Raw genomic sequence first — 17,042 nt, forward strand, 5'->3', positions numbered from 1 at the left:
TGGTTGCAAAGAGTAAGAGAAGTCGAGCGGGATGTAGCGGATCTGTCGGATCTACTGCATCAGGTCACGATTCAACAGCGACCCATGCAAACACAGTGCGTGACACTCTACGCTAACTGTCCGGGGCTGCCAATCCCCCGTGCGGGCGAGTTTCGACGCGGCATGTGCGCAAGCGACGACATGTCGTTCTGGGAACGCTGAACAGCGCAGACAAGGACGAATTGATACGAGGGGAGGTGGTCTTGCGACCTAAGGATCGTGGTGCCCCGGGAGAGACTCGAACTCTCACTCTGTCGCCAGAAACGGATTTTGAATCCGCCGCGTCTACCATTCCGCCACCGAGGCACGATGGCGGCGCAGTATAGGGAGGCTGCCAGGGCTGGTCAATCTAGCTGCTACTGGGGCGAATGATTACTTAGGAGCTTTGTGAGATGGGCCCTTTTCAGCTGCCGAAAGTAAAGGTGAAGCGCTCACCGCCAAGCTCTCCAAATCCTGTCCCTTTGCTTCCCGTCGATACGAAGCTGAAGGGGCCACTACGTTTATCGTCGCAGGCGAACACCCCTTCTCCCTGACGGGTGGTTACATACACAAAATTACCTTCGCAGACGCTGCCTTTGCTTGTGACGATCTTGAGAACTCCGCTGCCATCCATATAGCCGGTAGCTGTGCCACTGAAGTGCTCATCCGTTTTTTGCAGTTGTCCTTTTACAGGAAGGGTCATGCTGCACCCGCTCAGGCAAAAAGCGGCAATACCTGCAAGTGTTAGAGCTTTTCTCATAAGTCGTTCCTTGAGTGATGATGGCGCAATGATACTTATCGTTCGCTGGCGGCGCTATTCCTGGGGGCTCGCTAAGCAGTTTGTCCCGGATTGCGCGCTTAGAGGCGGGACCGCCTGCGTGGTCAGATTTACCTAATTCCGCTACTATTCGCGCCCCTGTGAGACGACCCACCATGCGCGTTGCCGATTTCCATTTCGACCTTCCCGAACACCTGATCGCCCGCCACCCGCTGAGCGAGCGACGTGCCAGTCGCCTGCTCGTGCTCGATGGCGCCAGCGGCGAAATGGCCCACCGTGGCTTTGCCGATCTGCTCGATTACCTGCGCCCTGGCGACCTGATGGTGTTCAACAACACCCGGGTGATCCCGGCGCGTCTGTTAGGGCAGAAGGCTTCGGGCGGCAAGCTGGAGATCCTGGTAGAGCGCGTGCTGGACAGTCATCGCGTGCTGGCCCACGTCCGTTCGAGCAAGTCACCCAAGCCGGGTTCGACGATTCTCATCGACGGCGGCGCCGAGGCCACCATGCTGGCTCGCCATGACGCGCTGTTCGAGCTGGGCTTCGCCGAAGAGGTGCTGCCGCTGCTTGAGCGGGTCGGGCACATGCCATTGCCTCCTTATATAGATCGCCCTGACGAGGACGCCGACCGCGAGCGCTACCAGACGGTGTACGCGCAGCACGCCGGTGCCGTCGCGGCGCCCACTGCGGGCCTTCATTTCGACCAGGCCCTGCTGGACGCCATCGCCGCCAAGGGCGTCGAGCGCGCCTTCGTCACCCTGCACGTGGGGGCCGGTACCTTCCAGCCGGTACGGGTGGAGCGTATCGAGGACCACCACATGCACAGCGAGTGGCTCGAGGTGAAGCAGGATGTGGTGGATGCCGTCGCCGCCTGCCGGGCGCGCGGCGGGCGCGTGATCGCCGTCGGCACCACCAGCGTGCGTTCGCTGGAAAGCGCCGCGCGGGATGGTCAGCTCAAGCCCTTCAGTGGCGACACCGACATTTTCCTGTACCCCGGGCGACCCTTCCATGTGGTGGATTCCCTGGTCACCAATTTCCACCTGCCCGAATCCACCCTGCTGATGCTGGTCTCGGCCTTCGCCGGCTATCCGGAGACCATGGCCGCCTACGGGGCGGCGGTGGAGCAGGGCTATCGCTTCTTCAGCTACGGTGATGCCATGTTCATCACCCGCAATCCCGCTCCGCGCGGGCCCGAGGACCTCGCATGACGCGCACCTGCCGCATGAGCTTCGAACTGCTCGCCACCGAGGGCAAGGCCCGTCGCGGGCGCCTGACTTTCCCCCGTGGCGTGGTCGAGACGCCCGCCTTCATGCCCGTAGGCACCTACGGCACGGTGAAGGGGATGCTGCCGCGTGATATCGAAGGCATCGGTGCGCAGATCATCCTCGGCAACACTTTCCACCTCTGGCTGCGCCCGGGTACCGAGGTGATCAAGCGCCACGGCGACCTGCACGACTTCATGCAGTGGCAGGGCCCGATCCTCACCGACTCCGGCGGCTTCCAGGTGTTCAGCCTGGGGGCGATGCGCAAGATCAAGGAAGAGGGCGTGACCTTCGCCTCGCCGGTGGATGGCGCCAAGGTGTTCATGGGGCCCGAGGAGTCCATGCAGGTCCAGCGTGATCTGGGCTCCGACATCGTGATGATCTTCGACGAATGCACCCCGTACCCGGCGGACTTCGACACCGCGAAGCGCTCCATGGAGCTGTCGCTGCGCTGGGCCAAGCGTTCCAAGGCTGCCCATGGCGAGAACACCGCCGCGCTGTTCGGCATCGTCCAGGGCGGCATGCACGAGGAGCTTCGTCTGCGCTCCCTCGAAGGCCTGCTGGAAATCGGCTTCGACGGCTTGGCCATCGGCGGGTTGTCGGTGGGCGAGCCCAAGGAAGAGATGATCCGCGTGCTCGACTTCCTCCCGCCGCACCTGCCGGCGGACAAGCCGCGCTACCTGATGGGTGTCGGCAAACCGGAGGACCTTGTGGAAGGCGTGCGCCGTGGCGTCGACATGTTCGACTGCGTGATGCCCACCCGCAACGCGCGCAACGGCCATCTTTTCATCGACACCGGCGTGCTGAAAATCCGCAACGCCGTGCACCGTCACGATGATTCGCCGCTGGAACCTGGCTGCGACTGTTACACCTGCAAACACTTCTCACGGGCTTATCTCCACCATCTGGATAAATGCGGCGAAATGCTCGGCAGCATGTTGAATACAATCCACAACTTGCGGCATTACCAGCGCCTGATGGCTGGTTTGCGCGAGGCTATTCAACAGGGTAAATTGGCCGACTTCGTCGATGCCTTCTACGCCCGGCGCGGACTACCGACACCGCCCCTGGACTGATAACGCCGCATTTTTCCAAGCCGAACACTTTTCAAATTTCCGCAACAGGAGTGCTACATGAGCTTTCTGATCCCCGCCGCCTACGCCGACGCAGCCGCTCCGGCCGCCGCCGCAGGTCCTGCCGGCACCGGCTTCGAGTGGGTTTTCCTGATCGGTTTCCTGGTCATCTTCTACCTGATGATCTGGCGTCCCCAGTCCAAGCGCGCCAAGGAGCACAAGAACCTGCTCTCCGGCCTGCAGAAAGGTGACGAAGTGGTCACCTCCGGCGGCATCGCCGGCAAGGTGGTCAAGGTGTCCGATGACTTCGTGGTCATCGAGGTGTCCGACACCGTCGAGCTGAAGATCCAGAAGGTCGCTATCGCCGCGACTCTGCCGAAAGGCACGCTGAAAGCCATCTAACGAATCATCTTCACCATTCACGGGGCGCCTTGGGCGCCCCGCGTCATAACGGGCGGTGTCATGCTCAACAAATATCCCCTGTGGAAGTACCTGCTGATCCTGGCGGTCCTCACCGTCGGCCTCATCTATTCCGCACCCAACCTCTATCCCGATGATCCGGCGATCCAGATTTCCGGTACCAGCACCGCGCTGAAGATCCAGCAGCCCGATGTGGACCGCGCGCTGGCGGCGCTGAAGGAAGCCGGCATCGAGGTCAAGAGCTCCAGCATCAGCGAGCGTGGTGGTCTGTTCCGCCTGACCAAGCTGGGCGACCAGCTGCCGGCCAAGGACGCCATCCGCCGTGCACTGGGTGACGACTACGTGGTTGCTCTCAACCTGGCCCCCACCACGCCCCAGTGGCTGCGCAGCCTGGGTGCCTCGCCGATGAAGCTGGGCCTCGACCTCTCCGGTGGTGTGCACTTCCTGCTGGAAGTGGACATGGAGAAGGCCCTGACCTCGCGCCTGAAAATCTACGAAGGCGAAGTCCGCACCCTGCTGCGCAAGGAGCGCGTGCGCTACCGCAGCCTGCCGGGCGTCGACAACGGCTTCCAGCTGGGCTTCAGCGACCAGGAGAGCCTGGACAAGGCCCAGTCCCTGATCCGCAAGACCTTCAATGACTTCGACCTGAAGACCGGCGAGCGCGGCGACCAGCAGGTCCTGACCCTCACCCTGACCCAGGCCAAGGTCACCGAGATCCGCGAATACTCCATCAAGCAGAACCTCACCACCGTCCGCAACCGCGTGAACGAGCTGGGTGTCGCCGAGCCGCTGGTCCAGCGCCAGGGCGCCAACCGCATCGTGGTGGAACTGCCCGGCGTGCAGGACACTGCCGAAGCCAAGCGTATCCTCGGCAAGACCGCCAACCTCGAATTCCGCCTGGCGGCTGCGGCCGATGCCAACAAGGCCAGCACCGAATCCTTCGAATTCCGCGAGCCGGGTCGTCCGCCGGTGCCGCTGGAGCGCAGCCTGATCATCACCGGTGACCAGGTCACCGATGCCCAGGCGAGCTACGACGAGAATGGCCGCCCGCAGGTGAACATCCGCCTCGATGGCCACGGTGGCGAGCTGATGAACCGTGCCACCCGCAACAACGTGGGCCGCAGCATGGCGGTGATCTTCATCGAGCAACGTCCGCAGAGCCGCTACGTGAAGCAGGTGGTGGATGGCGTCGAGAAGGAAGTCGAGGTCCAGAGCTTCAAGGAAGAGAAGAAGATCATCAGCCTGGCGACCATCCAGTCGCCGCTGGGCAGCCAGTTCCGTATCACCGGCCTGAACGGCCAGGGTGAATCCTCCGAGCTGGCCCTGCTGCTGCGTGCCGGTGGTCTGGCTGCGCCGATGTACTTCGCCGAAGAGCGCACCATCGGCCCGAGCCTGGGTGCCGAGAACATCGTCAAGGGCATCGAGTCCACCGAGTGGGCGATGGTCTTCGTGTCGCTGTTCATCATCGCGATCTACCGCTTCTTCGGTGTGTTGGCCACCGTGGCTCTGGCATTCAACCTGGTGCTGCTGGTCGGCCTGATGTCGGTGATCGGTGCCACCCTGACCCTGCCGGGTATCGCCGGTATCGTCCTGACCCTGGGCATGGCGGTGGACGCCAACGTGCTGATCTACTCGCGGATACGCGAGGAGCTGGCCAATGGGATGGGGGTCCAGCGTGCGATCCACGAGGGCTTCGACCGTGCCTACACCGCGATCGTCGACTCGAACCTGACCACCCTGCTGGTGGGCGGCATCCTCTTCGCCCTGGGTACCGGGCCGATCAAGGGCTTCGCCGTCACCATGTCGCTGGGTATCGTCACCTCGATGTTCACCGCGATCATGTTCACCCGAGGCCAGGTCAACCTGATCTTCGGTGGCCGCAACTTCAAGAAACTGTGGATCTGAGGCAGCCATGATCAAGTCAACCATTCGCTTCATGGCGATCCGCAACCTCGCGTTCGCCATCACCGTCGTCATCAGCCTGATCGGCATCGGTGCCCTGTTCATGAAGGGCCTGAACTTCGGCCTGGACTTCACCGGCGGGACCCTGATCGAGCTGTCCTACGAGAAACCGGCCAACCTCGAGCGCATCAAGGAAGAGCTGGGGCAGGCCGGTTACCGCGATGCGGTGGTGCAGAGCTTCGGCGCCACCACCGACGTGCTGGTCCGCCTGGCTGGCGAAGACCCGCAGCTAGGTAACCAGGTGGCGGCTTCGCTGCGCAAGATCGACGCCGACACCCAGTTCACCGTGAAGCGCGTCGAGTTCGTCGGCCCGCAAGTGGGTGAGGAGCTGCGCGACCAGGGCGGCCTGGCGATGCTCCTGGCGCTGGGCGGCATCCTGCTGTACCTCGGCTTCCGCTTCCAGTGGAAGTTCGGCGTTGGTGCGGTGGCATCGCTGATCCACGACGTGATCGTCACCCTGGGCATCCTGGCGTTCTTCCAGGTGCCGTTCGACCTGACGGTGCTGGCGGCGGTGCTGGCGATGATCGGTTACTCGCTCAACGACACCATCATCATCTTCGACCGGATCCGCGAGAACTTTCGCGTCCTGCGCAAGGCGGACCTGATCGAGAACATCGACGTGTCCTGCACCCAGACGCTGCTGCGTACCATCGCCACTTCCACCTCCACGGCATTGGCCCTGCTGGCGCTGCTGCTGTTCGGTGGCGACAGCCTGCACGGCTTTGCCCTGTCGCTGATGGTGGGTGTCGTGGTGGGGACCTACTCCTCGATCTACATCAGTGCGCCGGTGCTCATCTGGCTGAAGCTGACCTCCGAGGACCTCATCCCGCCGGCCGCGACTGCCGAAGTAGACGAGCGCCCCTGACAGCAGGTGTGCTTCATCGGAAAGGCCCGCGAAAGCGGGCCTTTCTCGTTTCTGGCTTTGTGAAAGACATCCCATTGGCTGTGTTGCTGGTCGGTCTGTAGGAACTTGGGTGAGTGCGTGTAATCCAAGGCAAGGCATAGGGCGAAAGCCCGGAGTGAAACCAGGAGGTTCAAGTGAACAAGTCGATGCTCGTCGGCGCGGTGCTGGGTGCGGTCGGTGTAACCGCCGGTGGCGCCGTCGCAACCTACAGCCTTGTGGGCAATAGCCCGGAATACGCCGAGGTGCTCGCGGTACAGCCCGTCAAGGAGACCATCAAGACCCCGCGCGAGGTCTGCAAGGATGTCGCCGTGACCCGTCAACGGCCGGTCCAGGACCAGCACCAGATCGCCGGTACCGTGCTCGGCGCGGTGGCGGGAGGCCTGCTGGGCAACCAGGTCGGCGGCGGCAACGGCAAGAAGATCGCGACCGTGGCTGGCGCCGTGGGCGGCGGTTATGCGGGTAACAAGGTGCAGGAGCACATGCAGAACAGCGACACCTACACCACCACCGAAACCCGTTGCAACACCGTGCACGAGACCAGCGAGAAGGTGGTCGGCTATGACGTGCAGTACCAGATGGACGGCCGTGTGAACCAGGTGCGCATGGATCACGATCCGGGTGCTCAGATCCCGGTGGGCAAGGACGGTCGCCTGATCCTGTCGCAGCGCCAGCCGTTGCAGCAGGCCGGCGTCAACCAGTAACCGCTGGTTTTCGCCCATGAAAAAGGCGCCGTAAGGCGCCTTTTTCGTTGCAGTCGCGGTTCAGCGCTTCAGCGAAGGCGGCAGGTGCGGCTGGATGGCAGTCAGCACGGCCTTGAAGCACTTGGTGTTGCCGGCCACGACGTGGCCCTTTTCCAGGAAGTCGTGACCGCCGGTGAAGTCGCTCACCAGGCCGCCGGCTTCCTGAACCAGCAGGGCGCCTGCTGCCATGTCCCACTCGGACAGGCCGAACTCCCAGAACGCATCGAAGCGGCCGGCGGCGACATAGGCCAGGTCCAGGCTCGCGGAGCCGGCGCGGCGCAGGCCTGCGGTCTGGCCGACCAGGCTGCGAAACATGTTCAGGTAGTTGTCCAGGTGGTCGAGCTGGCTGTCACGGAAGGGGAAGCCGGTGCCGAGCAGGGCGCCTTCCAGACTTTTGCGGTTGCTGACGCGCAGGCGGCGGCCATTCAGGGCGGCGCCACGGCCACGGCTGGCGGTGAACTCTTCCTGGCGGACCGGATCGAGGACCACGGCATGTTCCAGGCGGCCCTTGTATTTGCAGGCGATGCTGACGGCGAAGTGCGGGACGCCGCGGATGAAGTTGGTGGTGCCGTCCAGCGGGTCGATGATCCACTGGTAGTCGGCGCCCTCGCCGGTGCCGGCGATGGAGGTGCCTTCCTCGCCCAGGATGCCGTGGGTGGGATACGCCTTGCGCAGGGCCTGGATGATGGTTTCCTCGGCAGCGCGGTCGACTTCGGTGACGTAGTCCTTGGCGTCCTTCTCGTTGATGGCGATCACGTCCAGGCGCTCGATCGAACGGAAGATCAATTCGCCGGCGCTGCGAGCGGCGCGCAGGGCGATGTTCAGCATGGGCTGCATGGGGGCGTATACCTGGGGTCGTTAAAGAAAGCCGCGAATTCTAGCAGAAAAGCCCGGGCCATGTAGATGCGCCCATCGGCCTTCGTGGTGTTTACCCGACTGTTTCTGTAAGATTTCCCACCCTTTTGTAGTCCAGGTGGGAGCAGGCGGGCGTGCTGCAGAACATTCGTGTGGTGCTGGTCGGCACCAGTCATCCCGGCAACATTGGCGGTGCCGCGCGGGCGATGAAGAACATGGGCCTGTCGAAGCTCGTGCTGGTCCAACCGGAGCAGTTCCCCGACCGCGAGGCCTATGCCCGCGCCTCGGGTGCCGACGATATCCTCGAATCCGCCCTGGTGGTGGACACCCTGGAGCAGGCGCTGGTGGGCTGCAGCCTGGTCTATGGCACCAGCGCGCGGGATCGCCATATCCCCTGGCCGCTGCTGGACCCTCGCGAGTGCGCGGCCAGTTGTGTCGAGCAGATCAGCGACGGGGCCGAAGTCGCCCTGGTGTTCGGGCGCGAATACGCCGGCCTGACCAACGACGAGCTGCAGCGTTGCCAGTTCCATGTGCATATCCCGTCCGACCCGGCCTTTGGCTCCCTGAACCTGGCGTCCGCCGTGCAGGTGTTGACCTACGAGGCACGCATGGCCTGGCTGCAGGTCCAGGGCCAGCCGACCAAGATGGAGAAGGTGGAGCTCACGGCCGAGGAGAACGTGCAGCCGGTGACGGTCGACGAGCTCGAGCGCTTCTTCGGTCACCTGGAGCAGACCCTGGTGGACATCGCCTTCCTTGACCCTGAGCGTCCCCGCCACCTGATGACCCGCCTGCGCCGCCTCTACGGGCGCGCCTCCATCAGCAAGCTCGAGATGAACATCCTGCGCGGCATCCTCACCGAGACGCAGAAGGCAGCGCGCGGCGAGATCCAGAAGCGGAGGGAGAAGTGATGCTGGCTCGCATGCGAGAAGACATCCGGGGTGTATTTCACCGTGACCCGGCAGCGCGCACGGCCTTCGAGGTGCTCACCTGCTACCCGGGGCTGCACGCCATCTGGCTGCATCGCGTCGCGCACGCGCTGTGGGTTGCCGGGTGGAAGTGGGCGGCGCGGCTGGTGTCGAACTTCGGTCGCTGGTTGACCGGTATCGAGATTCACCCCGGTGCGCGGATCGGTCGGCGCTTCTTCATCGATCACGGCATGGGCATCGTCATTGGCGAGACGGCCGAAATCGGTGACGACGTCACTCTCTACCAGGGCGTGACCCTGGGTGGCACCAGTTGGAACAAGGGCAAGCGCCACCCGACTCTTGAAGATGGCGTGGTGGTGGGAGCGGGGGCCAAGGTGCTTGGCCCGTTCACGGTCGGGGCGGGTGCCAAGATCGGCTCCAATGCGGTGGTGACCAAGGCCGTCCCGGCTGGCGCAACGGCGGTCGGCATTCCTGCGCGGATCATCATCAAGGAGGATTCCGAGCAGGCTGCGCGGCGCCAGGCTCTCGCCGAACGCTTCGGCTTCGATGCCTATGGCGTCGGTCAGGACATGCCGGATCCGGTGGCGCGCGCCATCGGTCAACTGCTCGATCACGTCCAGGCGGTGGATCAGCGCCTCGATGGCATGTGCAAGGCGCTGACCGAGCTGGGTAGCGATTACCGCGCGGCAGCCCTGCCCGAGTTGCGTTGCGAGGCCTTCGAGGATGAAAAGGGCGCTACGGAGCGTCCGGCGGTCTGATAGGCGAGGGGGTGAAATTCTGATATCATTCGCGCCCCTGTCTAGCGCAATACCTGACTTATTTAATCAGGCTTATAGTTGACTTAAATAGTCGGGAATAGCATACTCGCTCGCACCTCAGCGAACCGTGGACTTCCCATGCGACTGACCACCAAAGGCCGCTACGCCGTCACAGCCATGCTCGACCTGGCTTTGCACTCGCAGCAAGGTCCGGTTTCTCTGGCAGATATTTCCGAGCGTCAGGGCATCTCCCTCTCTTATCTCGAGCAGCTGTTCGCCAAGTTGCGCCGTGGCAACCTGGTCAGCAGCGTTCGCGGCCCGGGCGGCGGCTACCAGCTGTCCCGCGACGTTTCCAGCATCTACGTGGCGCAGGTCATCGATGCGGTCAACGAGTCCGTCGACGTCACGCGCTGCCAGGGCCAGGGCAACTGCGACTCCTCCGGCGGTGCCTGCCTGACCCATCACCTGTGGGATGACCTCAGCCTCCAGATCCACGACTTCCTCAGCAGCATCAGCCTGAGCGACATCGTCAGTCGCAACGAGGTCCAGGAAGTCGCCCAGCGTCAGAACGAGCGCCATGGCCAGCGTCGTCCCAGTGGACGGAATTCGAGCCCCGAAAAGATTGAAGTGTCCGCTATCGAATGAGCAGGGCACCCGCCTGATAGGAGACAACCGATGAGATTGCCGATTTACCTGGATTACTCCGCAACCACTCCGGTCGACCCCCGCGTTGCTCAGAAGATGAGCGATTGCCTGCTGGCCGACGGCAACTTCGGTAACCCCGCTTCCCGCTCCCACGTGTTCGGCTGGAAAGCCGAAGAGGCGGTGGAGAACGCCCGTCGCCAGGTGGCTGAACTGGTCAATGCCGACCCCCGCGAAATCGTCTGGACCTCCGGTGCCACCGAGTCCGACAACCTCGCCATCAAGGGTGTCGCGCACTTCTACCAGAGCAAGGGCAAGCACCTGATCACCTCCAAGATCGAGCACAAAGCGGTCCTGGACACCACTCGCCAGCTGGAGCGCGAAGGCTTCGAGGTCACCTACCTGGAACCCGGTGAAGACGGTCTGATCACCCCGGCGATGGTCGAGGCGGCCCTGCGCGACGACACCATCCTCGTCTCTGTCATGCACGTGAACAACGAGATCGGCACCGTCAACGACATCGCCGCCATCGGCGAGCTGACCCGCGCCCGCGGCATCCTGTTCCACGTGGATGCGGCCCAGTCCACCGGCAAGGTGGAAATCGACCTGGAGAAGCTCAAGGTCGACCTGATGTCCTTCTCCGCCCACAAGACCTACGGCCCGAAAGGCATCGGCGCTCTCTACGTACGCCGCAAGCCGCGCGTGCGCCTGGAGGCGATGATGCACGGCGGCGGTCACGAGCGCGGCATGCGTTCCGGCACCCTGGCCACCCACCAGATCGTCGGCATGGGCGAAGCCTTCCAGATCGCCAAGCAGGAAATGGCCTCCGAGAACGAGCGCATCCGTGGTCTCAGCCAGCGCTTCTGGGCTGCCCTGGAAGGTATGGAAGAGCTGTACCTGAACGGCAGCGCCACCGCCCGCGTTCCGCACAACCTGAACCTCAGCTTCAACTACGTCGAAGGTGAGTCGCTGATCATGGCGCTCAAGGACCTGGCCGTGTCCTCGGGGTCGGCCTGCACCTCCGCCTCCCTCGAGCCGTCCTACGTGCTGCGTGCCCTGGGCCGTAACGACGAGTTGGCGCACAGCTCCATCCGCTTCACCTTCGGCCGCTTCACCACCGAGGAAGAGGTCGACTACGCGGCCGCCAAGGTGCGCGAGGCGGTGGACAAACTCCGTGAATTGTCCCCCCTGTGGGACATGTACAAAGAGGGCGTCGACCTCTCCAAGGTCGAATGGCAGGCGCACTGACGCCACCCCTGATGAGCGAGGAATAAGCACATGGCATACAGCGAAAAGGTCATCGACCACTACGAGAACCCCCGGAACGTCGGCAAGCTCGACGCCGAGGACCCGAACGTCGGCACCGGCATGGTCGGCGCCCCGGCATGCGGCGACGTGATGCGCCTGCAGATCAAGGTCAACGAGCAGGGCGTGATCGAAGACGCCAAGTTCAAGACCTACGGCTGCGGTTCCGCCATCGCCTCCAGCTCCCTCGCCACCGAGTGGATGAAGGGCAAGACCCTGGACGAGGCCGCTGCCATCAAGAACACCACCATTGCCGAAGAGCTGGCACTGCCGCCGGTGAAGATCCACTGCTCGGTCCTGGCCGAGGACGCCATCAAGGCGGCCGTCCAGGACTACAAGCAGAAGAAGGGTCTGATCTGATCATCGAGGAGTCGTTATGGCCATCAGCATGACCGAAGCCGCCGCCAGCCATGTCCGTCGCTCTCTCGAAGGGCGCGGCAAGGGCGAGGGCATCCGACTCGGCGTCCGCACCACCGGCTGCTCCGGCCTGGCCTACGTGCTGGAGTTCGTCGACGAGGTGGCGTCCGAGGATCTCGTCTACGAGAGCCACGGGGTCAAGGTGATCATCGATCCCAAGAGCCTGGCCTACCTCGACGGCACCGAACTGGACTTCGTCCGCGAAGGCCTCAACGAGGGCTTCAAGTTCAATAACCCGAACGTTCGCGGCGAGTGCGGTTGCGGCGAAAGCTTCAACGTCTGAGGTTCGGTGTGGGTAGTCCCTGTCACTTCGCGCTGTTCGATCTCAAGCCCGGCTTCGAGATCGATCCGGAGCGCCTGGCGGTTCGCTATCGCGAGCTGGCCCGTACCGTCCACCCCGACCGCTTCGTCGATGCGCCCGAGCGCGAGCAGCGTCTGGCGCTTGAGCATGCCGCCCAGCTAAACGAGGCCTACCAGGTCCTGCGCAGTGCCCCGCGGCGCGCGCTCTACCTGTTGGCGCTGAAGGGGCGCGAGCTGCCGCTGGAGGCGACCGTCCAGGATCCCGGCTTCCTGCTGCAGCAGATGCAGTGGCGCGAAGAGCTGGAAGACCTTCAGGACTCCGCCGATCTCGATGGTGTGGCCTCGTTCAAGCGCCGCCTGCGCTCGGCCCAGGCCGAGCTCGAGTCGGCGTTTGCCACCTGCTGGGATGACGAAGCCCGCCGCGATGAAGCCGAGCGCCTCGTGCGCCGCATGCAGTTCCTCGACAAGCTCGCCCAGGAAGTGCGCCAACTCGAAGAGCGCCTCGACGACTAACCCTGTCGCCCTCGCCATGGCGGGGGCGCCGCCTGACTAGCAGACCAGCATGGCCCTACTGCAGATCGCCGAACCCGGACTGAGCCCCAAGCCGCACCAGCGTCGCCTGGCCGTGGGGATCGACCTCGGCACCACCAATTCCCTTGTCGCCGCCGTCAGAAGCGGTGTCGCCGAGCCCCTGCCCGATGCCCAAGGCGACGTGATCGTCCCTTCGGCCGTTCGCTACCATGCCGACCGGGTCGAGGTCGGGCGTACCGCCCGTGACACCGCCCTTGAAGATCCGCTGAACACCATCCTCTCCGTCAAGCGCCTGATGGGGCGTGGCCTGGAGGATGTGAAGCACCTCGGCGAGCATCTGCCCTACCGCTTCGTCGCGGGCGAATCCCACATGCCGTTCATCGAGACCGTGCAGGGCGTCCGCAGTCCGGTCGAGGTGTCCGCCGAGATCCTTCGCGCATTGCGCCAGCGTGCCGAGTCGAGCCTGGGGGGCGAGCTGGTGGGTGCGGTCATTACCGTGCCGGCCTATTTCGATGACGCCCAGCGGCAGGCCACCAAGGACGCCGCGCGCCTGGCTGGCCTGAATGTGCTGCGCCTGCTCAATGAGCCGACGGCGGCAGCGGTCGCCTATGGTCTGGACAAGCAGGCCCAGGGTGTTGTCGCCATCTATGACCTGGGCGGCGGCACCTTCGACGTTTCCATCCTTCGCCTGACCCGTGGCGTCTTCGAGGTCCTGGCCACCGGCGGTGACAGCGCCCTCGGCGGTGATGACTTCGACCATGCCATCGCTGGCTGGATCGTCGAGCAGGCCGGTCTTTCCGCTGACCTGGATGCCGGTGCCCAGCGCAACCTGCTGCAGGTGGCCTGCGCTGCCAAGGAAGCGCTTACCACGGCCGACGAGGTAGACGTTGCCTACCGTGGCTGGACGTCCAGCCTGACCCGTGCCCACTTCGAGTCACTGATCGAGCCCATGGTGGCGCGCAGTCTCAAGGCCTGCCGCCGCGCCGTGCGGGATGCCGGCATCGAAGTCGAGGATGTGGAGGCGGTGGTGATGGTCGGCGGTTCGACCCGTGTGCCTCGCGTTCGCGAGGCGGTGGGTGGCCTGTTCGGGCGTGAGCCGCTCACCGACATCGATCCGGACCAAGTGGTGGCCATCGGCGCCGCCATCCAGGCTGACATCCTGGCGGGCAACAAGCGTGGCGAAGAGCTGCTGTTGCTCGACGTGATCCCGCTGTCCCTTGGCCTCGAGACCATGGGCGGACTGATGGAGAAGGTCATCCCGCGCAACACCACCATCCCGGTGGCGCGTGCGCAGGACTTCACCACCTACCGCGACGGCCAGACCGCCATGATGATCCACGTGCTCCAGGGCGAGCGCGAACTGGTCAAGGATTGCCGCTCCCTGGCCCGCTTCGAGCTACGCGGCATCCCGCCGATGGTGGCGGGTGCGGCCAAGATCCGCGTCACCTTCCAGGTGGATGCCGACGGCCTGCTGGGCGTGACCGCGCGCGAGCTGGGCTCGGGTGTCGAGGCGAGCATCCAGGTCAAGCCGTCCTACGGCCTGACCGATGGCGAGATCGCCCGCATGCTGCAGGACTCTTTCCAGTACGCCAATGACGACAAGCAGGCCCGGGTGCTGCGTGAGCACCAGGTCGAGGCCCGCCGCCTGATCGAAGCAGTCGAGGCGGCTGTCCAGGCGGACGGCGACACCCTGCTGGACGCCGACGAACGTGCCGCTATCGCCTACCAGCTGGATCAGTTGCGCGAGCTGCTCGAAGGCAGTGACGGCGTGGCGATCGAGCAGCAGACCAAACGACTGGTCCAGGTGACCGACGCCTTCGCGGCGCGGCGCATGGATGCCAGTGTCAAGGCAGCCCTCGCCGGGCGCCGACTGAATGAAATCGAGGAATGACCCCATGCCGCAGATCGTATTCCTGCCCCACGCCGAGCACTGCCCCGAAGGGCTGGTGGTAGAGGCCCAGCCGGGCGAGACCATCATCGCGGCGGCCCTGCGCAACGGCCTGGAGATCGAGCACGCCTGCGAGATGTCCTGTGCCTGCACCACCTGCCACGTGGTCGTGCGTGAAGGCTTCGCCTCCATGGAGCCCTCCGACGAGCTGGAGGACGACATGCTGGACAAGGCCTGGGGGCTTGAGGCCGAGTCGCGCCTGTCCTGCCAGGCCGTCGTAGGCGAAGAGGACCTGGTGGTGGAGATTCCGAAGTACACCATCAACCAGGTTTCGGAAAAGCACTGAGGGCCGCGCCATGAGTCTGAAATGGGTCGATGTGCTGGAAATCGCCATCCAGCTCGCCGAAAGCAAGCCTGACGTGGACCCGCGCTACGTCAATTTCGTCGATCTCCACAACTGGGTGACCAACCTGCCCGAGTTCGACGATGACACCCAGCGAGGCGGGGAGAAGGTCCTGGAGGCGATCCAGGCGGCCTGGATCGAAGAGGCCGACTGAGGCCTGCTCAGCCACCCTACGCATTTAACAGGAACCCGCGTATAATTCGCGGGTTTAATTTTTCGCTTTAATCCATAGTTTCCGGAGTAATTCCATGGCTGTTGAACGTACCCTCTCCATCATCAAGCCGGACGCCGTTTCCAAGAACGTCATCGGCGAGATCGTCACCCGCTTCGAAAAGGCCGGCCTGCGCGTCGTTGCCGCCAAGATGGTCCAGCTGTCCGAGCGTGAAGCCGGTGGTTTCTACGCCGAGCACAAAGAGCGCCCGTTCTTCAAGGACCTGGTGTCCTTCATGACTTCCGGTCCGGTCGTTGTCCAGGTCCTGGAAGGCGAAGGCGCCATTGCCAAGAACCGTGAACTGATGGGCGCTACCGATCCGAAGAAAGCCGATGCCGGCACCATCCGCGCTGATTTCGCCGTTTCCATCGACGAGAACGCCGTACACGGTTCCGACTCCGAGGCCTCCGCTGCTCGCGAGATCGCCTACTTCTTCGCCGCCACCGAGGTGTGCGCTCGCATCCGCTGATCGCGGCTGGGAGAGGGTGAAGCCATGACTGCATCGACCGGTAAAGTGAACCTGCTGGGTCTGACCCAGCCGCAACTGGAAAGCTTCTTCGAAACCATCGGGGAGAAACGCTTCCGCGCCGGTCAGGTGATGAAGTGGATTCACCACTTCGGCGTCGAGGACTTCGACGCCATGAGCAATATCGGCAAGGCCTTGCGCGAAAAGCTCAAGGCCTCTGCCGAGATCCGTGGCCCGGAAGTGGTCAGCCAGGACATTTCCAGCGATGGCACCCGCAAGTGGGTGGTCCGGGTGGCGTCGGGCAGCTGCGTCGAGACCGTCTACATCCCCCAGGGAGGGCGCGGCACGCTGTGCGTCTCGTCCCAGGCTGGTTGCGCGCTGGACTGCAGCTTCTGCTCCACGGGCAAGCAAGGCTTCAACAGCGACCTCACCGCCGCCGAAATCATCGGCCAGGTCTGGATCGCCAACAAATCCTTCGGCACCGTGCCGGCCAAGATCGACCGCGCCATCACCAACGTGGTGATGATGGGCATGGGCGAGCCGCTGCTGAACTTCGACAACGTCGTCGCCGCCATGACCATCATGATGGACGACCTCGGCTACGGCATTTCCAAGCGCAAGGTGACCCTGTCCACCTCGGGCGTGGCGCCGATGATCGACAAGCTCGCTGAGGTCACCGACGTGTCCCTGGCGCTGTCCCTGCACGCGCCCAATGACGAACTGCGTAACGAGCTGGTACCGATCAACAAGAAGTACCCCCTCGCGGTGGTGCTGGATGCCTGCAATCGCTACATCTCCCGCCTTGGCGAGAAGCGCTTCCTGACCATCGAGTACACACTGCTCAAGGATGTGAACGATCAGCCTGTCCATGCTGAGCAGATGATCGCACTCCTCAAGGATTTTCCTTGCAAGATTAACCTCATTCCGTTTAATCCCTTCCCCTTCTCCGGGTACGAGCGGCCGAGTAACAACGCCATTCGCCGTTTCCAGGACCTGTTGCACAAGGCTGGCCACAACGTCACCGTTCGCACCACCCGTGGCGACGACATCGACGCCGCGTGTGGGCAACTGGTCGGGCAGGTCATGGACCGTACCCGCCGCAGTGAGCGTTACATCGCCCTGCGTCAGCTCGATACCGATGCGGACGCCGGCCTGAACGCCGCCAATCGAAACTGAAGGGAGGAAC

At 63.8% G+C, this 17,042-nt stretch carries 20 protein-coding genes and 1 tRNA gene; 18 read left to right on the forward strand and 3 right to left on the reverse strand.

Going from position 1 to position 17,042, the window contains the following annotated elements; translation table 11 throughout:
* Positions 1 to 259 precede the first annotated feature (259 nt).
* Positions 260 to 345, reverse strand: a tRNA-Leu gene (locus tag FBY21_RS25740).
* A gap of 97 nt (positions 346 to 442) precedes the next feature.
* Entirely contained in the window at positions 443 to 778 is a 336-nt protein-coding gene (locus FBY21_RS25745) for a hypothetical protein (RefSeq protein WP_142014910.1), read from the reverse strand.
* A gap of 173 nt (positions 779 to 951) precedes the next feature.
* Between FBY21_RS25745 and queA the strand changes: the two genes are divergently transcribed.
* The 6 genes from queA (at position 952) to FBY21_RS25775 (ending at position 7,115) form a co-directional block, all read left to right on the forward strand.
* Entirely contained in the window at positions 952 to 2,001 is a 1,050-nt protein-coding gene (gene queA, locus FBY21_RS25750; protein ID WP_142014913.1) for a tRNA preQ1(34) S-adenosylmethionine ribosyltransferase-isomerase QueA, read from the forward strand.
* A gap of 14 nt (positions 2,002 to 2,015) precedes the next feature.
* Positions 2,016 to 3,131 carry a tRNA guanosine(34) transglycosylase Tgt gene (gene tgt, locus FBY21_RS25755; RefSeq protein ID WP_162484937.1) on the forward strand — a complete coding sequence of 372 codons (1,116 nt, stop codon included), beginning with the start codon at positions 2,016 to 2,018 and terminating at the stop codon, positions 3,129 to 3,131.
* 57 nt (positions 3,132 to 3,188) lie between these two features.
* Entirely contained in the window at positions 3,189 to 3,530 is a 342-nt protein-coding gene (gene yajC / locus FBY21_RS25760) for a preprotein translocase subunit YajC (RefSeq protein WP_044406020.1), read from the forward strand.
* A 60-nt stretch (positions 3,531 to 3,590) separates the two neighbouring features.
* Positions 3,591 to 5,453 carry a protein translocase subunit SecD gene (gene secD, locus FBY21_RS25765; protein WP_044406018.1) on the forward strand — a complete coding sequence of 621 codons (1,863 nt, stop codon included), beginning with the start codon at positions 3,591 to 3,593 and terminating at the stop codon, positions 5,451 to 5,453.
* A 7-nt stretch (positions 5,454 to 5,460) separates the two neighbouring features.
* A complete protein-coding gene (gene secF / locus FBY21_RS25770) occupies positions 5,461 to 6,375 on the forward strand; it encodes a protein translocase subunit SecF (protein ID WP_074970857.1) in 915 nt (304 codons plus the stop codon).
* Positions 6,376 to 6,548: 173 nt separating this feature from the next.
* Complete coding sequence (locus tag FBY21_RS25775; RefSeq protein ID WP_142014916.1) at positions 6,549 to 7,115, forward strand: glycine zipper 2TM domain-containing protein; 567 nt, start codon at positions 6,549 to 6,551, stop codon at positions 7,113 to 7,115.
* A 60-nt stretch (positions 7,116 to 7,175) separates the two neighbouring features.
* Here the strand turns inward: FBY21_RS25775 and suhB are convergent, their stop codons facing one another.
* A complete protein-coding gene (suhB, locus tag FBY21_RS25780) occupies positions 7,176 to 7,991 on the reverse strand; it encodes an inositol-phosphate phosphatase (RefSeq protein WP_044406015.1) in 816 nt (271 codons plus the stop codon).
* Positions 7,992 to 8,143: 152 nt separating this feature from the next.
* Between suhB and trmJ the strand changes: the two genes are divergently transcribed.
* The 12 genes from trmJ (at position 8,144) to rlmN (ending at position 17,032) form a co-directional block, all read left to right on the forward strand.
* The gene (gene trmJ, locus FBY21_RS25785; RefSeq protein WP_074970859.1) at positions 8,144 to 8,917 is read left to right on the forward strand and encodes a tRNA (cytosine(32)/uridine(32)-2'-O)-methyltransferase TrmJ; all 774 of its coding nucleotides are present in this window, start codon (positions 8,144 to 8,146) and stop codon (positions 8,915 to 8,917) included.
* A complete protein-coding gene (gene cysE / locus FBY21_RS25790) occupies positions 8,917 to 9,693 on the forward strand; it encodes a serine O-acetyltransferase (RefSeq protein WP_142014920.1) in 777 nt (258 codons plus the stop codon). The genes trmJ and cysE overlap by 1 nt, the downstream gene beginning before the upstream one ends.
* 138 nt (positions 9,694 to 9,831) lie before the next feature.
* Positions 9,832 to 10,338 (forward strand): Fe-S cluster assembly transcriptional regulator IscR, encoded by a 507-nt coding sequence (iscR, locus tag FBY21_RS25795; protein ID WP_044406009.1) that lies wholly within the window; start codon positions 9,832 to 9,834, stop codon positions 10,336 to 10,338.
* A gap of 30 nt (positions 10,339 to 10,368) precedes the next feature.
* Entirely contained in the window at positions 10,369 to 11,583 is a 1,215-nt protein-coding gene (locus FBY21_RS25800) for an IscS subfamily cysteine desulfurase (protein WP_074970863.1), read from the forward strand.
* Between the two features lie 30 nt (positions 11,584 to 11,613).
* Positions 11,614 to 12,000 carry a Fe-S cluster assembly scaffold IscU gene (gene iscU / locus FBY21_RS25805; RefSeq protein ID WP_044406005.1) on the forward strand — a complete coding sequence of 129 codons (387 nt, stop codon included), beginning with the start codon at positions 11,614 to 11,616 and terminating at the stop codon, positions 11,998 to 12,000.
* Positions 12,001 to 12,016: 16 nt separating this feature from the next.
* Complete coding sequence (gene iscA, locus FBY21_RS25810) at positions 12,017 to 12,340, forward strand: iron-sulfur cluster assembly protein IscA (RefSeq protein ID WP_044406003.1); 324 nt, start codon at positions 12,017 to 12,019, stop codon at positions 12,338 to 12,340.
* An 8-nt stretch (positions 12,341 to 12,348) separates the two neighbouring features.
* The gene (hscB, locus tag FBY21_RS25815; RefSeq protein WP_107329411.1) at positions 12,349 to 12,870 is read left to right on the forward strand and encodes a co-chaperone HscB; all 522 of its coding nucleotides are present in this window, start codon (positions 12,349 to 12,351) and stop codon (positions 12,868 to 12,870) included.
* A 49-nt stretch (positions 12,871 to 12,919) separates the two neighbouring features.
* Positions 12,920 to 14,779, forward strand: a complete 1,860-nt coding sequence (gene hscA, locus FBY21_RS25820; RefSeq protein WP_142014923.1) for a Fe-S protein assembly chaperone HscA — start codon at positions 12,920 to 12,922, stop codon at positions 14,777 to 14,779.
* 4 nt (positions 14,780 to 14,783) lie between these two features.
* Entirely contained in the window at positions 14,784 to 15,122 is a 339-nt protein-coding gene (gene fdx, locus FBY21_RS25825) for an ISC system 2Fe-2S type ferredoxin (protein WP_044405997.1), read from the forward strand.
* A 10-nt stretch (positions 15,123 to 15,132) separates the two neighbouring features.
* Positions 15,133 to 15,333 carry a Fe-S cluster assembly protein IscX gene (iscX, locus tag FBY21_RS25830; protein WP_142014927.1) on the forward strand — a complete coding sequence of 67 codons (201 nt, stop codon included), beginning with the start codon at positions 15,133 to 15,135 and terminating at the stop codon, positions 15,331 to 15,333.
* A gap of 94 nt (positions 15,334 to 15,427) precedes the next feature.
* Positions 15,428 to 15,859 carry a nucleoside-diphosphate kinase gene (gene ndk, locus FBY21_RS25835; protein ID WP_044405994.1) on the forward strand — a complete coding sequence of 144 codons (432 nt, stop codon included), beginning with the start codon at positions 15,428 to 15,430 and terminating at the stop codon, positions 15,857 to 15,859.
* A gap of 24 nt (positions 15,860 to 15,883) precedes the next feature.
* Entirely contained in the window at positions 15,884 to 17,032 is a 1,149-nt protein-coding gene (gene rlmN, locus FBY21_RS25840; protein ID WP_044405992.1) for a 23S rRNA (adenine(2503)-C(2))-methyltransferase RlmN, read from the forward strand.
* Positions 17,033 to 17,042: the final 10 nt, after the last annotated feature.

This window comes from Pseudomonas sp. SLBN-26 (genome assembly GCF_006715895.1).
Taxonomy (GTDB): domain Bacteria; phylum Pseudomonadota; class Gammaproteobacteria; order Pseudomonadales; family Pseudomonadaceae; genus Metapseudomonas; species Metapseudomonas otitidis.

Coding starts and splice junctions, on each gene's coding strand:
- iscA (WP_044406003.1), top strand. CDS start 12,017: ATGGCCATCAGCATGACCGAAGCCGCCGCCAGCCATGTCCGTCGCTCT.
- suhB (WP_044406015.1), bottom strand. CDS start 7,991: ATGCAGCCCATGCTGAACATCGCCCTGCGCGCCGCTCGCAGCGCCGGC.
- secF (WP_074970857.1), top strand. CDS start 5,461: ATGATCAAGTCAACCATTCGCTTCATGGCGATCCGCAACCTCGCGTTC.
- iscR (WP_044406009.1), top strand. CDS start 9,832: ATGCGACTGACCACCAAAGGCCGCTACGCCGTCACAGCCATGCTCGAC.
- ndk (WP_044405994.1), top strand. CDS start 15,428: ATGGCTGTTGAACGTACCCTCTCCATCATCAAGCCGGACGCCGTTTCC.
- tgt (WP_162484937.1), top strand. CDS start 2,016: ATGAGCTTCGAACTGCTCGCCACCGAGGGCAAGGCCCGTCGCGGGCGC.
- yajC (WP_044406020.1), top strand. CDS start 3,189: ATGAGCTTTCTGATCCCCGCCGCCTACGCCGACGCAGCCGCTCCGGCC.
- cysE (WP_142014920.1), top strand. CDS start 8,917: ATGCTGGCTCGCATGCGAGAAGACATCCGGGGTGTATTTCACCGTGAC.
- FBY21_RS25800 (WP_074970863.1), top strand. CDS start 10,369: ATGAGATTGCCGATTTACCTGGATTACTCCGCAACCACTCCGGTCGAC.
- hscA (WP_142014923.1), top strand. CDS start 12,920: ATGGCCCTACTGCAGATCGCCGAACCCGGACTGAGCCCCAAGCCGCAC.
- fdx (WP_044405997.1), top strand. CDS start 14,784: ATGCCGCAGATCGTATTCCTGCCCCACGCCGAGCACTGCCCCGAAGGG.
- queA (WP_142014913.1), top strand. CDS start 952: ATGCGCGTTGCCGATTTCCATTTCGACCTTCCCGAACACCTGATCGCC.
- secD (WP_044406018.1), top strand. CDS start 3,591: ATGCTCAACAAATATCCCCTGTGGAAGTACCTGCTGATCCTGGCGGTC.
- iscU (WP_044406005.1), top strand. CDS start 11,614: ATGGCATACAGCGAAAAGGTCATCGACCACTACGAGAACCCCCGGAAC.
- iscX (WP_142014927.1), top strand. CDS start 15,133: ATGAGTCTGAAATGGGTCGATGTGCTGGAAATCGCCATCCAGCTCGCC.
- rlmN (WP_044405992.1), top strand. CDS start 15,884: ATGACTGCATCGACCGGTAAAGTGAACCTGCTGGGTCTGACCCAGCCG.
- FBY21_RS25745 (WP_142014910.1), bottom strand. CDS start 778: ATGAGAAAAGCTCTAACACTTGCAGGTATTGCCGCTTTTTGCCTGAGC.